This window comes from Alcanivorax sp. REN37 (assembly GCF_041102775.1).
Taxonomy (GTDB): Bacteria; Pseudomonadota; Gammaproteobacteria; order Pseudomonadales; family Alcanivoracaceae; genus Isoalcanivorax; species Isoalcanivorax beigongshangi.
Map to the genome: position 1 here is coordinate 2312061 of NZ_JBGCUO010000001.1, position 17107 is coordinate 2329167.

Here is a 17107-nt window from a genome sequence, read left to right on the forward strand (position 1 = left end):
GATTCTCCTCGTCGCAGCGGCTCAGGCGCGGGCCGGATTGGCTTTGTCCGTATCAATGCCCAGTTCAGTGATGGCCTTGGCCACCACCTCCGGCTTGATGCTGCCTTGGTCGGCCAGCGCTTTCAGTGCCGCCAGTGCCACGAACGCCCGGTCCACCTCGAAGTGATGGCGCAGCTTGCGGCGCGAATCACTGCGGCCGAAGCCATCGGTGCCGAGTACAGTGAACGGCGCGGGCACGAAGGGACGGATCTGGTCAGCGAAAATCTTCATGTAATCGCTGGCCGCCACCACCGGCCCCTCTCGCCCGGCAAGGCACTGCTCCACCCAGCTTTGCTTCGGCGTTTCCAGCGGATGCAACAAATTCCAGCGGCTGACTTCAAGACCGTCACGACGCAATTCGTTGAAGCTGGTGGCGCTCCAGATGTCGGCCTCGACACCGTACTGCTCGCGCAGAATAGTTGCCGCTGCTTCGACTTCGCGCAGGATAGTGCCACACCCCATCAGCTGGACCCGCGGCGCTTTTTTCTCGCCGCCCTTGGCGCCTTCGCGCAGCAGATACAAGCCTTTGCGAATGCCTTCCTCGGCACCGTCCGGCATCGCGCCGTGAGCGTAGTTTTCGTTCATCAGGGTGATGTAGTAGTAGACGCTTTCCTTATCGCCATACATGCGGCGCAGGCCGTCCTGCAGGATCACCGCCAACTCGTAAGCATAGGTGGGGTCGTAGGTAACGCAGTTGGGCACGGTGGAGGCCAGCACATGGCTGTGGCCGTCCTGGTGCTGTAGGCCTTCGCCGTTCAGCGTGGTGCGGCCGGCGGTGCCACCGAGCAGGAAGCCCCGTGCACGCAGGTCACCGGCGGCCCAAGCCAGGTCGCCAACGCGCTGGAAACCAAACATCGAGTAGAAGATGTAGAACGGAATCAGCGGGAAATCGTGGTTGCTGTAGCTGGTCGCAGCGGCCATCCAACCGGACATAGCACCGGCTTCGTTGATGCCTTCTTCGAGAATTCGGCCTTGGCGATCTTCTCGGTACCACATCATCTGGCCGGCATCCTCCGGCTGATATTGCTGACCCTTGGACGAGTAAATCGCCAATTGGCGGAACATGCCTTCCATGCCGAAGGTACGTGCTTCATCGGGCACAATCGGTACCACGCGCTCGCCGATTTCCGGGTCCTTCACCAGCGCCGACAGCATGCGCACGAACGCCATGGTGGTGGAAATTTCGCGCTCACCGGTGCCTTCGAGGAAGCTCTTGAACGTCTCCAGCGGCGGGATGGTCAGCGTCTGCGCTTCGCTGCGGCGCGCCGGCAGACTGCCACCCAGCGCTTCGCGGCGTTCACGCAGGTAACGCATTTCAGCGCTGTCAGCCGGCGGCCGATAATACGGCACCTGCTCCAGTTCGGCGTCGGTAAACGGCATATTGAAGCGATCGCGGAACGACTTGAGGCTCTCCAGATCAAGCTTCTTCATCTGGTGCGCTTTGTTCACCGCTTCGCCGGCGCCAGTGGCATAGCCCTTAATGGTTTTGGCCAAAATCACAGTGGGTTGGCCGGTGTGGTTCACCGCCGCATGGTAAGCGGCGTACACCTTGAACGGGTCGTGGCCACCCCGGTTGAGCGCGTAGATTTCGTCGTCGCTCAGGTGCTCGACCATTTCTTTCAGTTCTGGATACTTGCCGAAGAAATGCTCGCGGGTGTAACCGCCGCCTTCTTTTTTGTAGTTCTGGTATTCGCCGTCGACGCATTCTTCCATGCGCCGGCGCAGCGCACCGCTGTGATCGTTCTCCAGCAGCGGATCCCACAGCCGCCCCCATACCACTTTGATCACGTTCCAGCCGGCGCCACGGAACAAACCTTCCAGTTCTTGGATGATCTTGCCGTTGCCGCGCACCGGGCCGTCGAGCCGCTGCAAGTTGCAGTTGACCACGAAAATCAGGTTATCGAGGTGTTCGCGGCCAGCTAACGACAGCGCACCGAGCGATTCCGGCTCATCCATCTCGCCGTCACCAAGGAACGCCCACACCTTGCGGTTCTGCGCTGGGATCAGCTCGCGGTTTTCCAGGTACTTCATGATGTGCGCTTGATAAATCGCCTGGATGCCGCCCAAGCCCATGGACACAGTGGGGAACTGCCAGAAGTCCGGCATCAGCCACGGGTGCGGGTAGGACGACAGGCCGTTGCCATCCACTTCACGGCGGAAGTTATCCAACTGCTCTTCGGTCAAGCGGCCTTCAAGGTAGGCGTGGGCATACACGCCCGGCGCCGAGTGGCCCTGGAAGTACACCAGATCGCCGCCGTGCTCAGCACTGGGAGCACGGAAGAAATGGTTGAAACCGACGTCATAAAGCATCGCCGAGGACGCAAAACTGGCAATGTGACCGCCGAGATCATCGTCGTTCTGGTTAGCGCGCATCACCGTGGCCAGCGCGTTCCAGCGCACCAGCGAGCGAATGCGGCGCTCCATGAAAATGTCGCCGGGGAATTGCGGCTCGTCTTCCGGCGGGATGGTGTTCAGGTAGGGGGTGTTGAGGTGAGCGCGGTATAAGCCCTGGTCTTGGGCAATGTCGGTCAGGCGGTTGATCAACCAGGAGGCGCGTTCTTCGCCCTCCTCGCGGACCACGGATTCGAGGGCATCGAGCCACTCTTTGGTTTCCACCGGATCGGTATCGTCGAAATAAGCGTCGAGAATATTGTTCTTGAAGGCACCACGGTATTTCATGGCTTCGAAGTCCTTGGATTCTGGCCGGGTTCGCCGGCTCTCGTACGCCGCCACGAGGGTGTCTCGCAAGGCGGGCCATCATGAAAACAGGCGCCGGTTACGCGCCTGCCCCATGCATCCTGAGACAATGTGACCCGACGGTCAATTCCGCCCGACGGGTAAAATCACCGCTAATTGTGCGCGGTGATTTTTTCAAAACCTTGTTCCGATCACCGGCCAAATCAGCCCGCCAACACCATCCACAAACCGCCGAGGATCAGCCAGATTGCCAAGGTGCGTTGCATCAACGCCTGCAAGCCGGCCAACTGATTTTCCAATCCCGCCGCCGGTCCCGTGGACGGCAGCGCCGCTTCGAACACGTCGCCGAGCAGGCGTTCGCTGTCATCCAGTTTCCACCAGCGACCGCGGGCCACATCCATCACCCGGGCAAAGTCGCTGACCAGGGCGGCGGCCAACACCAGCAATCGCGACGGCAGCCAGCGCAGTGCAATGTCCAACGGCCCGGCGGCATTTTCTTGGTGCGCCGGCGACAGCCGCAGGTAACAGGCGTTAAGCACATAGAGCGCAGCGGCCCAGTACCCCAGCGTCACCAACCAGAACAACGTGGCCATGGTGGTCAGCGTGCCTTGCAACCAGATATCACGCACCAACCGGCGGCCATAGCTGCTTTCATCCTCTTGCTCCTGCGGCACCACCGCGAACACCGCTTCCGCCTGTTCGCGCAGCCGCTGCGGATCACTCATGCGCGCCCGCGCCAGCAGGTCTTCCACATGGCGGTGTTCGCTGTCGACACCGATCAGCCACAGCAGCAGCAACAGGCCGGCCAGCAGCGCCGGCAGCCCCCACAGAATGCTTTGCAGCAGGTGCATGACCAGCGCCACTGCCAGCACCGGCATCACCACCGCGCCGAGCCAACGCAGAGTGCCATGCTGGGTGATGCCACCGATGCGCTCGTTCCAGTTGCGCATCCAGCGTTGTTGCCGTTGCGGCTCACGCAGCAGCGGCGGCCAATCCAGATCAAGGCGGCGCAGCGCCAGCGCCACCAGCAGTACGATGAATCTCACGGGTTTTCCTCCTTGGCAGCCAGCAGACCATGGAACCGGGGCCAGTCGAACGCCGCGCCAGGATCGGTCTTGCGTCCCGGTGCGATGTCACTGTGCCCGACAATGGCCTGCTCGCTCAACGTCGGGTATTGCAGCAGCAGGGCGCGCACCAGCGCGACCACACTGCGGTACTGGGCATTGGTGTAGGGCGTGTGGTCAGTGCCTTCCAATTCAATGCCGATGGAAAAATCATTGCAGCCGCTGCGGCCCTGCCAGCTCGATTGCCCGGCATGCCAAGCACGGCGGTCACAGGCCACATATTGTCGGATGTCGCCGTGACGGCGTATGTAAAAGTGTGCCGACACTTCCAGCCCCCGCAGCCCAGCAAAATAGGGATCGGCACTGTGGTCGAGCTGGTTGAGAAACAGGCGTTCCACGTCCTCACCGCCGAATTGCCCCGGCGGCAGACTGATGTTGTGGATCACGATCAGGGACAGATCGGCCGGGTCCGGCCGTTCATTGGCGTTCGGCGACCGCCGTTGCAACGCTTGGTCAAGCCAGTGCGCAGTGAAAGTCAGGGTCATGCGGGTGCTGTGGTGGACGGCGGACCTTGGTGCTCAGCGTTGCGGGCGCTGTTTGCGCCGCAGATCTCCGATCACCGCCTCCAGGGCGCGATCAAACAGACCCTGGTCGTCGACGAGTGTAACGGTCCCGTTGGCCAGCGCAACGGCTAGGCTGGCGGCGCTTTCTTCCCGCACTTTGATGCCGCGACCGTTGACCAGCACGATCTTGTCACCGCCACGCAGGTTAGCCACCACCTTGCAGCGCTGCGGTTCGCCGCCGGCTTCGGCGGCAAAGTGCAGCCAGCGGCCGGGTTTGAGTTGGCGTGCTTGGCGCAGTTCGGCATCCGGCAGTGACGCCGGTTCCGGTAGCGGGGCCGGCGGCACCGCCGCCGCAGGGGCAGCCGGCAGCGCCTCGGTCAGCAGTGGCGGCTGCGGGCGCACCCATTCGCTGTCAGCCAAAGCTTCTGGCACCCGGCCGGCGCGCAACTCACCGCGCAATTGAGCGCCATGCAAGGCCTGCAAGCGGGTCAGATGCGCACGCGCCGCCACCGGGTCGTGGCCCTGTTCGGCCAGCCCATCCGCCATGCCACGCAAGATCGCCGGGCTCAGTCCTTGCAGGCGGGTGCGGGCGGTGGGATCGGTCATCGGTGTGAGGCTCCACACCAGCGCATCGAGCAGTTTCAGTTGTTGGCGCCAGCGCGGGCTGTCCTCCCCCTCACGCAGCCACGTCCATGGCAACATCGCGCTGGCCAATGAGCTGATCCAAGCCGCGACCCCCTCCGGCAACGGTCGCCCAGACAACCGCGCCGCCAGCGCGGCTTCAGCAGCCTGCTGCGCCGCTTCGGCACGGGCGCGGCCTTCTTCCAGTTCGCGCAGCCGCGCTTCCAGCCGCGCGTTGCGCGCCAGCAGCGTCTCCAGTGTGGCCGCCACCTGCGCACGCAACTGCGCCAACAGAGGCCGATCGATCACCGGCGCGTCCAGCAACTGCTGCACCGTGCTTTCCACTAGCTGGAAAAATGGGTCTTGCTGGCCCTGCCCCGGCGTCCATTCACCGCCGGCCCGGGCTAACAGATTGAGCAGTTGGCGAGCGTCGTGGTCGTCATCGCTGAGCAACTCGGCATCTGCCAGCGCCACTTTCAACAGCGGGATTTGCAAGCGCCCTAGCAACGCCTTGATGTCTGCTGCCAGCGCTACGTCTTCGAGGATGAAGTCGAACAGCATCGCCACCAGGTTGAGCACCGCTTCGTCCGCCTGCTGTAAGGCGGGCTGCTCGGCGGCGCCCGGCTCTGTCATCAGCTGCGACAGCTGGCCGCGCAGGTCCACCCGCTCACCGGGCGCAACGGCCGGCAACCGATCGAGCCAGTCCATCAGTTCGCCGGAGCTGACCTCCCGCTGCGGCAGCGCCGCCGCGTCAGCACTGCCATGCAGTGGGCGTTCACGCAGGCTCGACACCAGCTCCTGCAGCAACTCATGCAGGCTTTCGGAGCCAGCCGGCTCAGCCCCACCCGCGGCGTGGCGGGGCGGAACGTCGGCGTGGCGGGATGGCGCTTCAGCACGCCCGGCAGCAGGGACGGGCGTCAGCCCTGGCATAACGCCAGCGTCAGCCAACGCCTTGTTAGCCGCCGCCAGCAGCTCCGGCAGCCGTGCCAAGACTTGCAGTTCAAACAGTTTCAACAGCCGCAGCGCGCTGGGCAGATCCAGCGCCAGCTCAGTCAAGGCGGCGGCGAATGCGGCCACCACCTGCCGCGGGTCCAACGGCAGCCTTTGCAGCGGCACTGCAGTCTTGGCCGGCAGCAAGCTGCCGATACGCTGGGACAGTGCCGCTAAATCCGCCTCCGCCTGCCCGCGTAGGCGCCGAGCCATGGTGTCCATGGCCACGTTGCGTTCCAGCTCGTCGTCTTCCACCAGACTGAGGGTGTCGAGATCCAGCGGCGCTGGAGCGCTGGCAATTGGGGTGCCCAGTTGGGCGAAGGCATGCTCGAGTTCTTGACGGAAGCGGCGTTCAACACCGGCGCGGGCCAGCCGCAGCGCACGCATGTTGTCGAAAAAACCACGTCGCTCGCTGTCAGGACCGGATTCGCTGAGTTCAAATAGACGGTCATCGGCATGGTCGAGCATTGCCACCAAACGATGGCCCAGTACCTCGCTGGCCTGTACGCGCAGCGCCTCCAATACCGGCGGCAATGGCTGGGGCGGCGCGTTCTCTGCGCGCTCGGTCACCAGCTTGACCACTTTGTTGGCTGCCATGACTCCCCCTGCTGCCCCCGCAGCACCGATCAATTTCACTCAACGCAACGACCCTACCATGGGCCGGCCTCTGGTTTTTTTGACCCAGTTGGCAACTCAGACTTTTGTATCAGACTGTAAAATGCATGCAAGCATCCGGGGCTGAATCCTGCCGCTGGTCGTGCCATGCTCATCCGCTTTTGGCGCCCTGAGGCGCTGCCGCAGCCAAGGACCCGCGGATGGATGCACTGGCCACGCAACTGGAACTGTTTTCCAAACACCAACTCGGCCCGCCGTTGATCTTTCTGATCGGCGGTACCGGCCTGTACCTGATGCTGCGCCTGCGCGGGCTGCCACTACGGCGGCTAGGCTTTGCGCTGATGCAACTGGTGCGCGGCAGCGACGGCCACGGCACCATCGGTGCCCGCGCCGCACTGGCAGCAGCGCTGGCGGCCACGGTGGGCACCGGCAACATCGCCGGGGTGGCCACTGCAATCTATTCCGGCGGCCCCGGCGCCCTGGTCTGGATGTGGCTGATCGGGCTGGTGGGTATGGCCACCAAGTTTGCCGAGGCGGTGCTGGCCGTGCAGTTCCGCCAACGCGACAGCCGCGGGGAATATGTGGGCGGCCCGATGTACTACATCCGTAATGGTTTGGGTCCGCGGTTTGCGCCGCTGGCGTTGATCTTTGCGGTACTGGGCACGGCCGCCGGGTTCGGCATCGGCAACACGGTGCAGGCCAACTCGGTGGCCGACAGTCTGCACAGCGCGTTCGGCATACCGCCGCTGGCGACCGGTCTGACGCTGATGGTGCTGGTGGGGCTGGTGCTGCTGGGCGGCATTCGCCGCTTGGCGCGGGTAGCGTCATGGCTGGTGCCCGTGATGGCGCTGGGCTACCTGCTGGCCGGCTTGGTGGTACTGGCACTGCATGCCGAGCAACTGCCGGCCGCGCTGGCGCTGATCTTTCAGTCTGCGTTCACCGGCACCGCAGCGGCCGGCGGTTTTGCCGGCGCCACCGTGTGGGCGGCGATCAGCTTCGGGGTGGCACGCGGGATCTTCTCCAACGAGGCCGGCATGGGCAGCTCGCCAATTGCCCACGCCTCCGCCACCACTGATCACCCGGTACGTCAGGGCACCATTGCCATGCTCGGCGTGTTCATCGATACCTTGGTGATCTGCACCATCACCGGCCTCACCATAGTGGTCACCGGCGCGTGGCAGAGCGGTGTCACCGGGGCGCCGCTGTCGGCATTGGCGTTTTCGTCGGCGTTCGGCGCTGCCGGCGCCACCTTCGTGTCGGTAGCGCTGTCTGTGTTTGCCTTCACCACCTTGCTGGGTTGGAGCCTGTACAGCGAACGCTGCGCACAGTACCTGTTTGGCGTGCGTGCCGTGGTACCCTTTCGCGTCGTCTGGGTGCTGGTGATTCCTGCCGGCGCCGTCATGAGTCTGCAACTGGTGTGGAATGCGGCTGACGTGCTCAATGGCCTGATGGCCATTCCCAACCTCATTGCGCTGCTGTTGCTCAGTCCGATCGTGATCAAACTCGCCCGGGAGTTCTTTGCCAAATGACTGCTTCTACTGCCCCCACCCTGCCGGAATGGGCCCGTGCGGCGCTGCCGCTGCAAGTGACCCACGCCCTGGAAGAAGACATCGGCAGCGGCGACATCACCGCCGAATTGATTCCGGCCGATGCCGAAGCACAGGCACGGGTGATCACCCGCGAACCCATGGTGCTGGCCGGCCAAGCCTGGGTAGATGAAGTGTTCGCCCAACTGGGTGGCGGCGTGGTACTGGATTGGGCGGCACAGGATGGCGATGCGGTGGACGCCGGCGCCACCCTATTCACGCTGCGCGGGCGCACCCGCACCATCCTCACCGGCGAGCGCAGCGCGCTCAACTTCCTGCAAACGCTGTCTGCTGTGGCCACCACTGCGCGCCATTACGCCGATCGTGTGGCGCACACCAAGGTGACCCTGCTGGATACCCGCAAGACGCTGCCGGGCCTGCGCACCGCGCAAAAATACGCGGTCACCTGCGGCGGCTGCGCCAACCACCGCATCGGCCTTTACGATGCGTTTCTGCTCAAGGAAAACCACATTGCCGCTCACGGCTCCATCACCGCTGCCGTGGCTCAGGCGCGGGCGTTATACCCGCAGCGTTGGGTGGAAGTGGAAGTGGAAAACTTCGCTGAACTGGATGAAGCCCTGGCGGCCGGTTGCGACGTCATCATGCTCGACAACTTCGACCACGATGCGCTGCGCCAAGCGGTGGCCAAAGTGAACGGCAAGGTGAAGTTGGAAGCCTCCGGCGGCATCGAGGACGACACCCTGGTGGCGGTGGCGGAAACCGGTGTGGATTACATTTCCATCGGCGCTCTGACCAAACACGTGCGCGCCATCGACCTGTCACTGCGTCTGCTGTGACCGCACGGGGGCCGGCGCCCTGCCCGCCCCCGTACTTGCATCTCAACGGCGTGCCGCACGCCCATGCAGCACGGCATGGGCCAGCAGCCCCAGCACCAAGCCCCAGAACGCCCCGCCAATGCCGAACAAGGTGATGTTCGCGGCCGCCGCCAGGAAGGTGATCAGCGACGCCTCACGGGTGCCTGCATCCGCCATGGCCGCCGCCAAACTGCTGCCCAGCGTACCGAGCAGTGCCAGCCCCGCGAGCGTAGCAATGAAGGTCGGCGGTAATGCCATGAACAACGCCGCCAGCGTGACCCCAAAAATACCCACCACGATGTAGAACACCCCGGCCGCCACGCCGGCGATCCAGCGCCGCGACGGATCTTGGTGCGCGTCCGGCCCGGTGCACAGCGCTGCGGTAATCGCCGCTAGGTTGAAGCCGTGGGCACCGAACGGCGCCATCAGCAATGAGCCCAAGCCGGTGACCGACACAATCGGATCAGCACGGGTGGGGTAGCCGTCATTACGCAGCACCAGCATGCCGGGCATGTATTGCCCGGTCAGCGTCAGCACGAACAGCGGCACGGCCAGCCCCAGTAATGCCTCAGCGGACCACGCCGGCATCGTCAACATCGGCTGGGCAAACGCCAGTGACAGCCCACTTACATCCACCCGCGCCTGCATCACCAACACGGCGGTGCCGAGCACCAGCAGCCCCACCACCGCGTAACGGGCGCTGAACCGCTTCAGCACCAAATAGGCCAAGAACAGACCGCCAGCCAGCAGCGGGTCCAGCGTGATGCTGGCAAAGGCACCCAGCCCGAACTGCAGCAGAATACCGGCCAACAGCCCGGCCGCCACGCCCGGCGGAATCATACGGATCAACTGCTCAAACCGGCCCGACAGCCCCAATAGCAGGAACGCGGCGGCGACCACCACATAGGCACCGATTGCTTCGGCATAGGGAAATGCCGCCATCGCCGTCACTAGGAACGCTGCCGCCGGTGTCGACCAAGCGGTAATCACCGGCGCGCGGGTGAACCAGCTCAGCAGCAAGCCGGTCACGCCGACCCCGATCGACACCGACCACACCCAAGACGCGGTTTGTTCGGCGCTCAGACCGGCGGCGGCAGCCGCCTGGAACACCAGAATGAAGGTGCCGCCGTAATTGACGATCACTGACAGCAGTCCGGCGGTGATCGGCGGAACCAGATCGCGCCCCAAGGCGGGACGCCGTACGGCAGAGTGCGACATGACATTCTCACTGCAAAGCAAAGGGCCGAATTGGCCGTGGGAAAGTCGCTGTTATACCGCTAAAGTGGACCGCTCTATCCCGCCACATTCACCCAATGAGGCAGACCATTTGTTCCGCCATGCCCAACTCGAATCGGTGAAAGCCTGGCTGCTGCGCCCGGACCAGGCCACGCTGCCCCGCCACGCTCGCATCCAGCGCGCCCTGCGCGCGCTGATCCTCGACGGTGCCCTGCCGGTGGGCACGCCGTTGCCGGCCACCCGCGCCCTGGCGCAGTCGCTGGGGGTGTCGCGGGACACGGTCGAAAACGCTTACCGCCAGCTGCATGCCGAAGGCTTTATTGAGCGGCGTGTCGGCAGTGGCAGCCGGGTATCGCAGCGGGCACGGCGCCGGCCACCGCCGCCCACCGTGTTCGCTGCCCCGCGCTTGAGCCAGCGTGGCGAGGCGCTGTTTCGCGCCGGCGGCGTGCGCGACTTCGCCAGCCCGCGCCCGTTCGCACCCGGCGTGCCGGAAACCCGGCTGGTGCCGCTGCGGATCTGGGAGCGCCTGCAGCGCCAAGTGCTGCGCGATTACGGCAGCCGGGCGCTGGCGCACAGCCCGCCGCAGGGGCTGGAACCGCTGCGGCAGGCCATCGCTGATTACGTCAATCTGGAGCGCGGCGCCCGCGCCACCGCGGAGCAGGTAGTGGTGCTGACCAGTTCACAGCAGGCCATGGCGCTGTGCGCGCAGGTGCTGTTCGATCCCGGCGACGGCCTGTTCATCGAAGACCCGATGTACCACGGTGCGCGCCGCGCCTTTAATGCCGCTGGGCTGGCGCTGAAGCCGATCCCGGTGGATGCCGACGGCATGCAGGTCGAACTGCTACTGCGCACTCCCGAAGCAGCGCGAGCGGTGTTTCTGACGCCCTCGCACCAGTTTCCCACCGGCGCCACGCTGTCACTGGAGCGGCGTTTGGCGGTGGTGGATTGGGCGCGCCGCCATCAGGGCTGGATCATCGAGGATGACTACGACAGCGAATTCCATTACGCCGGCCAGCCCACCGCCTGCGTGCAAGGGCTGGATGACGGCCAGCGCACGCTCTACATCGGCACCTTCACCAAATCGCTGTTTCCCGGTTTGCGGCTCGGCTATCTGCTGCTGCCGCCGGATTTGGTGGCGCCGATGACAGTGGCGCGCACCCTGCAGGACGGTCACAGCGCACCGCTGGCGCAATTAACGCTGGCGCGCTTCATCGAAGGCGGCCACTTCGGCACCCACGTCCGCGCCATGCGCGCCATCTACGCCGAGCGGCTGGCGCTGTTGGTGAGCCTGCTGCACCAGCACCTCGGCAACTTGCTGCAGCCGCAGGTACCGGCCGGCGGCTTGCAGCTGCCGTGCCTGTTGGCGCCGGAGCTGGATGAAGCGGAGGCGGTCAGCGCTGCGCGCCGCGCCGGCATTGATGTGCTGGGGCTGTCGACGCTGTCCGCCGGCGGCCACGGCCGCGCCGGCCTGCTGCTTGGGTTTGCCGCTTACACCGCCGCTGAAATGGACGCCGGCGTGAAGAAATTGGCGCGTGCCTTGCGCCGCGTGCGTCGCTGAAACACCGATCCGAGACCCGACCGGGGCCGCTGCTGACTGCCGCCCCCCTTTGCTGACGGAGTTGTCATGATCACTGTTTCACCCCGTGGGCTGCTGGCCCAGATCTCGCTGGTGCATCTGGTCAGCCACCTGCACATCATGGCGCTGCCGGCACTGCTGCCGGTGCTGCGTGACGCCTTGGGCGTCGGCTTCGTCGAATTGGGCGTGGCGATTGCGGTGTTCAACGTGGTGTCGGCGCTGGTGCAAGCACCACTCGGTTTTTTGGTCGACCGCTGGGGCGCGCGACGCATGTTGCGCGCAGCGTTGCTGCTCGGTGCCGCCAGCTTCGGCGCGCTGGCCATTTTCCCTGATTACCATCTGCTGCTGGTGGCCATGGTTACCGCTGGCATCGCCAACGGCGTCTACCACCCGGCGGACTACTCGCTGCTGTCGCGTGGCATTCCGGCGCGCAATATGGGCCGGGCGTTTTCAATCCACACCTTCGCCGGTTTCCTCGGCGCCGCCTTGGCGCCGCCGCTGCTGCTGGGCAGCGCCCTGTGGCTGACGCCGCGCTGGGCGTTCGCGATTGCGGCCTTGGCGGGAGTGATCGGCTGCCTGGTGCTGATGATCGGCCAGCACCCTCCGCACTGGTCTGCGCCGGCGGCGCCGCGTGCGGCGCGCAGTGGCACCCTTGCCGGCACTCAAGTCGGCACCCTAGTGGTGCTGACGCTGCTGTTCATGCTGCTAAGCCTCAGCACCGGCGCGCTGGACAAGTTCTCGGTGCCGGCGCTGGAGCAGGGTTTCCAGGTGCCGCTGTCCACCGGCAACCTGGCGCTGACGGCGTTCCTGTTTGCCAGCGCTCTTGGCGTTCTGCTCGGCGGTGTGTTGGCCGACCGCACCCGCCACCACGGTCGACTGGCAGCAATCGCGTTTGCTCTGGCGGCGCTGACGGTGGCACTGGTGGCAACGGTGTCACTGCCAGGCTGGGCGCTGATCACCGCGTGGGCCGCCACTGGCCTGCTCAGCGGCGTGGTGGCGCCCTCGCGCGATATGTTGGTACGTGCGGCGTCCGCGCCGGGTGCGGAAGGACGTACCTTCGGCATCGTCTCCACCGGCTTTAACTTGGGCGGCGTGGTGGGGCCATTGCTGTTCGGTTGGTTACTGGATCACGGCCGCGCGCCCATGGTGCTGTGGGCGTCGGTGGGCTTTATGGTGCTGACCACGTTGGTGGTGCTGGCGCAGGAGCGGCGACCGGGTAGTGCCGCAGCCGCCCCAACCAGCTGACGCAGCCACCCACCTCACCGGTCTACGGCGCTCTTCACAACGTCGCTGTCGGCCTACGAGGTTCAGATCCAGGGAGTGACGTTGGGTGCCTTAATCGGCCAGCGCCACCACGTCAGCCACCGGCTGCTCGAGCCCGTATTTGCCCTTGGCGTCACAGGTCAGACGGCCCATGGCGACCTTGGGATCGTGGGTGAACACCAGCCGGCCGTTGCGCGCCAGCAAGTCGCTGAGCAGCGCATTCTTCTCGTCGATCAGCCCTTCCGGGAAGCGGTCGTAGCCCATGGTGATTGGCAGGTGTACCCAGGGGGCACCGGGCACCAGGTCGCCGGCAAACACCACCGGGCCACTGGGCATCTGCACTTCCGGCAGCAGCTGGCCAGGGGTGTGGCCATCGCTGACATGGAAGCGCCAATCGGGGCCGAGCGTAGTGGAGGTCTCGCCGTCATCGAGCAGCTCCAGACGCCCGCTCTGCTCCAGCAAGGCGTTCATCTCGGGAATGTAGGAGGCGCGGTCGCGGGCGTGCGGCGCCGTGGCCCGCTGCCACTGGCGGCGGCCGGTGATGTACACCGCGTTGGGGAACAGCAGCCGAGCCGGCTCGCCCTCTTGCCAGGGCGCCAGCAGGCCACCGGCGTGATCAAAATGCAGGTGGGTGAGCACCACGATATGGATGTCTTCGTGGCTCAGACCGTGGGCCGCCAGGCTGTCGAGCAGCACATGCTCGCTTTCCTGCACCCCATAGCGCTGTTTCATATCGGGGCTGAAAAATGCCCCGATACCGGTTTCCACCAAGATATTGCGGCCCGGCTCTTGCACCAGCAGTGCGCGGCAGCCGAGATCAATGCGATGCAGCTCGTCGGCGGGCATCCAGCGTTCCCACAGCGCCCGTGGGGCGTTGCCGAACATGGCGCCGCCATCGAGCTTCTGGCTGTTGCCGGTGAGGGTGGTCAAGGTGCGCATGGCGTTCTCCGTCTTGTTGTTGTGTGGCGCCAGCCTGGCGTGGCGCGTCAGTCGCGCGCCACTGCCAGTGCTACGCCCTGTCCGCCACCGATGCACAGCGTGGCGAGCCCCTTCTTGGCATCACGGCGCTGCATTTCGTGCAGCAGGGTCACCAGCACCCGGCAGCCGGAGGCGCCGATCGGATGGCCCAGCGCAATGGCGCCGCCGTTGACGTTGACCTTGTCGTCATCCCAGCCCAGCTCTTGGCCCACCGCCAGCGCCTGCGAGGCAAAGGCTTCGTTGGCTTCGATCAGGTCCACCTGCTCCAGCGTCCAGCCGGCACGGCTGAGTGCGGTGCGGCAGGCGCCGACCGGGCCGATGCCCATCACTGCCGGGTCGACACCGGCACTGCCGCCGCCGGCAATGCGCGCCAGCACCGGCAATTGCAGGGCGGCGGCCCGCTCGGCGCTCATCAGCATCACCGCTGCCGCGCCGTCATTCAGCGAGGACGCGTTGCCGGCGGTCACGGTGCCGTCTTTTTTGAACGCTGGGCGCAACCGGGCCAACGATTCAGCATCGGTACTCGGGCGCGGCTGTTCGTCTTGATCCACCACCAACGGCTCGCCCTTGCGCTGCGGCACGCTCACCGGCGTGATCTCGTCAGCAAACCGGCCGGCCGCCTGGGCGGCAGCCGTGCGCTGCTGCGAACGGGCGGCGAACGCATCTTGGTCGGCGCGGCTGAGTTGGTAGCGCTCAGCCAGGTTCTCGGCGGTGATGCCCATGTGGTAGTCGTTGAACGCATCCCAGAGGCCGTCAACGATCATGGTGTCGATCACCTGTCCGTGCCCCATGCGCAGCCCTTCGCGCACTTTCGGCAGCACGTAAGCAGCGGCGCTCATGTTTTCTTGGCCGCCGGCAATGATGATGTCAGCGTCGCCACAGGCGATCGCCTGGGCACCAAGTTGCACCGCCTTGAGGCCCGAGCCGCACACCTTGTTCAGCGTCAGCGCCGGTACCGACACCGGCAGGCCGGCGGCGATCACCGCTTGCCGCGCCGGATTCTGGCCGCAACCGGCGGTAAGCACCTGGCCGAGGATCACCTCGTCAACCTGGTCACCGGCCACGCCGGTGTCCGCCAGCAGCCGGCGGATCACCACCGCGCCCAGCTCGCTGGCGGGGACGTCTTTGAGTGCCCCCTGGAAACTGCCGATGGCGGTTCGGGTGGCAGCAACGATGACGACCTCACGCATGATGTTCTCCTGTCTGGCGCCGGCGGCGCGTTAAAACATGTCCGGGGGCACACCATACAACGGTGCGCGGCCACTGCGAATAGCGGCGTCCAGCGACAGCGTGCGTGGCAGCAGCCGGGCCAGGTAGAACGCGGCGGTAGCACACTTTGCCTGGCAGAACGGGTTCTGCGGCTGCTGTTCAGCGACGCTGGCCATACGCAGCCACAACGCGCCATAGAGCACATGGGCGAACAGGTGTAAGTAGTCCACCGCTACGCCGTTGATCAACTCAGCATCGTCACGCTGAGTCAGCAACCAGGCGGTGACGTGTTCTAGCCGTGTCAGCGCCTCGCGCACCGCGGCCTGCTGCGGCTGGCCACCGCCTTCAATCCAGCCGGCCATGCGGTCGCACCACTGCGCCATCACCGCACCGCCGTCCGCCAGCACTTTACGGCCGAGCAAATCCAGCGCCTGGATGCCGTTAGTGCCCTCGTAAATCTGCGCAATGCGCACGTCTCGTACCCACTGCTCTTGGCCGGCCTCACGGATGTAGCCGTGGCCGCCCAGCACCTGTTGACCGTGGACGCAGCTTTCCAAGCCCGTGTCGGTAAAGAATGCCTTCGCCACCGGCGTCAGCAGCGCCACGAACGCCGCTGCTTGGTCGCGCTCCTCGGCGTGTTCCGAGTAACGGGACAGATCCAGTTGCTGCCCCACCAGACACGCCAGCGCGCGGCCGCCTTCGGTATAGGCGCGCATGGTCAGCAGCATGCGCCGTACATCGCCATGCACCAGCAGCGGGTCCGGGCCGGCGCTGCCCGGCGCGCGGCCTTGACGACGTTCGCGGGCATAAGCCACCGCCTGCTGGTAGGAGCGCTCGGCGCAGCCGAGGCCCTGAATGCCGATCGACAAGCGTTCGTAATTCATCATGGTGAACATGGCCGCCAAGCCGCGATGGGGCTCGCCCACCAAGTAGCCGCGCGCGCCTTCAAAGTGCATCACGCAGGTGGCCGACGCCTTGATGCCCATCTTGTGTTCGATGGCACCGCACACCACACCATTGGCCTCACCCACCGCGCCTTGCTCATCCACCCACCGTTTGGGCACCAGGAACAGCGAAATGCCACGCGGGCCCGGCGGTGCATCCGGCAGTCGCGCTAGCACTAGGTGGATGATGTTTTCGGTCAGGTCCTGCTCGCCGCCGGTGATGAAAATCTTGGTGCCATGCAGCCGCCACAGCCCGTCTTCGTCCGCTTCAGCGCGGGTGCGGATCAGGCCCAAATCGGAACCGGCATGAGGTTCGGTGAGCCCCATGGCACCAGCCCAACGGCCGGCATACATCGGTGGCAGGAAGCGCTGCTTGAGCGTTTCGCTGGCATGGGCTTCGATCGCCAGGCAGGCACCAGTGGTGAGTGCGGAATAGAGCGCGAAGCTGCTGTCAGCGGCGTACAGCATTTCATCGCACGCCACCCCTAGCGCCTTCGGCATGCCCATGCCACCAAACGCCGGGGCGCCGCCGAGGCCGACCCAGCCGCCCTCGGCGTAGGTGTTCCAAGCGGCACGAAAACCGTCCGGTGTCGTCACCTGCCCATTGGCGAATTGCGCGCCTTGCTCGTCACCGGCACGACTCAGCGGCGCCACCAGACTGCCACTGAGGCGCGCTGCTTCGTCGAGGATGGCGTCAGCGGTATCCCGGTCAACTTGCTCGGCCAGCGCCGGCAAGCGTGCCCATTGGGCCGGGGCATCGAACACGTCATAGAGCACAAAGCGCAGGTCGCGCAGCGGTGCGGCATAGTCGGACATGGTGGTGTCTTCCAATCGGCTACAGCGGGGAGAACGACGGGACGGTCGGCCCGCCGTGGCAATAAAAGAGGTCCGCCAAGGGCTGAAACAACCCG

Annotated in this window: 12 protein-coding genes; 4 read left to right on the forward strand and 8 right to left on the reverse strand. The window is 65.4% G+C overall.

What is annotated here, in order from left to right; translation table 11 throughout:
- Positions 1-21 precede the first annotated feature (21 nt).
- The 4 genes from aceE to AB5I84_RS10515 all read right to left on the reverse strand — a co-directional run bounded on the left by aceE (position 22) and on the right by AB5I84_RS10515 (position 6571).
- A complete protein-coding gene (gene aceE, locus AB5I84_RS10500) occupies positions 22-2718 on the reverse strand; it encodes a pyruvate dehydrogenase (acetyl-transferring), homodimeric type (protein WP_369455811.1) in 2697 nt (898 codons plus the stop codon).
- 221 nt (positions 2719-2939) lie between these two features.
- Entirely contained in the window at positions 2940-3782 is an 843-nt protein-coding gene (gene ampE / locus AB5I84_RS10505; protein WP_369455812.1) for a regulatory signaling modulator protein AmpE, read from the reverse strand.
- Entirely contained in the window at positions 3779-4345 is a 567-nt protein-coding gene (gene ampD / locus AB5I84_RS10510) for a 1,6-anhydro-N-acetylmuramyl-L-alanine amidase AmpD (protein WP_369455813.1), read from the reverse strand. Before ampD ends, ampE begins: the two co-directional genes overlap by 4 nt.
- Before the next feature lie 33 nt (positions 4346-4378).
- Positions 4379-6571 carry a DUF1631 family protein gene (locus AB5I84_RS10515; protein ID WP_369455814.1) on the reverse strand — a complete coding sequence of 731 codons (2193 nt, stop codon included), beginning with the start codon at positions 6569-6571 and terminating at the stop codon, positions 4379-4381.
- Between the two features lie 218 nt (positions 6572-6789).
- On the opposite strand from AB5I84_RS10515, the gene AB5I84_RS10520 reads away from it, so the two are divergent.
- On the forward strand, positions 6790-8118 hold the full coding sequence (locus AB5I84_RS10520; RefSeq protein ID WP_369455815.1) for an alanine/glycine:cation symporter family protein: 1329 nt from the start codon (positions 6790-6792) through the stop codon (positions 8116-8118).
- Positions 8115-8972, forward strand: coding sequence for a carboxylating nicotinate-nucleotide diphosphorylase (nadC, locus tag AB5I84_RS10525; protein ID WP_369455816.1), 858 nt, complete (start codon positions 8115-8117; stop codon positions 8970-8972). Before AB5I84_RS10520 ends, nadC begins: the two co-directional genes overlap by 4 nt.
- 42 nt (positions 8973-9014) lie before the next feature.
- Here nadC and AB5I84_RS10530 read toward each other — a convergent pair whose 3' ends face one another.
- Positions 9015-10208: a benzoate/H(+) symporter BenE family transporter gene (locus AB5I84_RS10530; RefSeq protein ID WP_369455817.1), complete on the reverse strand. Its 1194-nt coding sequence runs from the start codon at positions 10206-10208 to the stop codon at positions 9015-9017.
- Here AB5I84_RS10530 and pdxR point away from each other — a divergent pair.
- Both pdxR and AB5I84_RS10540 read left to right on the forward strand, forming a co-directional pair.
- Positions 10207-11784, forward strand: a complete 1578-nt coding sequence (pdxR, locus tag AB5I84_RS10535; protein WP_369455818.1) for a MocR-like pyridoxine biosynthesis transcription factor PdxR — start codon at positions 10207-10209, stop codon at positions 11782-11784. The two genes, AB5I84_RS10530 and pdxR, sit on opposite strands and share 2 nt — an antisense overlap.
- Before the next feature lie 66 nt (positions 11785-11850).
- Entirely contained in the window at positions 11851-13047 is a 1197-nt protein-coding gene (locus AB5I84_RS10540) for an MFS transporter (RefSeq protein WP_369455819.1), read from the forward strand.
- A 90-nt stretch (positions 13048-13137) separates the two neighbouring features.
- On the opposite strand, the gene AB5I84_RS10545 is transcribed toward AB5I84_RS10540, so the two are convergent.
- The 3 genes from AB5I84_RS10545 to AB5I84_RS10555 are packed head-to-tail and all read right to left on the reverse strand — an operon-like array spanning position 13138 to position 17012.
- Positions 13138-14004 (reverse strand): MBL fold metallo-hydrolase, encoded by an 867-nt coding sequence (locus AB5I84_RS10545; protein WP_369455820.1) that lies wholly within the window; start codon positions 14002-14004, stop codon positions 13138-13140.
- Positions 14005-14051: 47 nt separating this feature from the next.
- A complete protein-coding gene (locus tag AB5I84_RS10550) occupies positions 14052-15233 on the reverse strand; it encodes an acetyl-CoA C-acetyltransferase (protein WP_369455821.1) in 1182 nt (393 codons plus the stop codon).
- Positions 15234-15263: 30 nt separating this feature from the next.
- Positions 15264-17012: an acyl-CoA dehydrogenase gene (locus AB5I84_RS10555; RefSeq protein WP_369455822.1), complete on the reverse strand. Its 1749-nt coding sequence runs from the start codon at positions 17010-17012 to the stop codon at positions 15264-15266.
- Positions 17013-17107 lie beyond the last annotated feature (95 nt).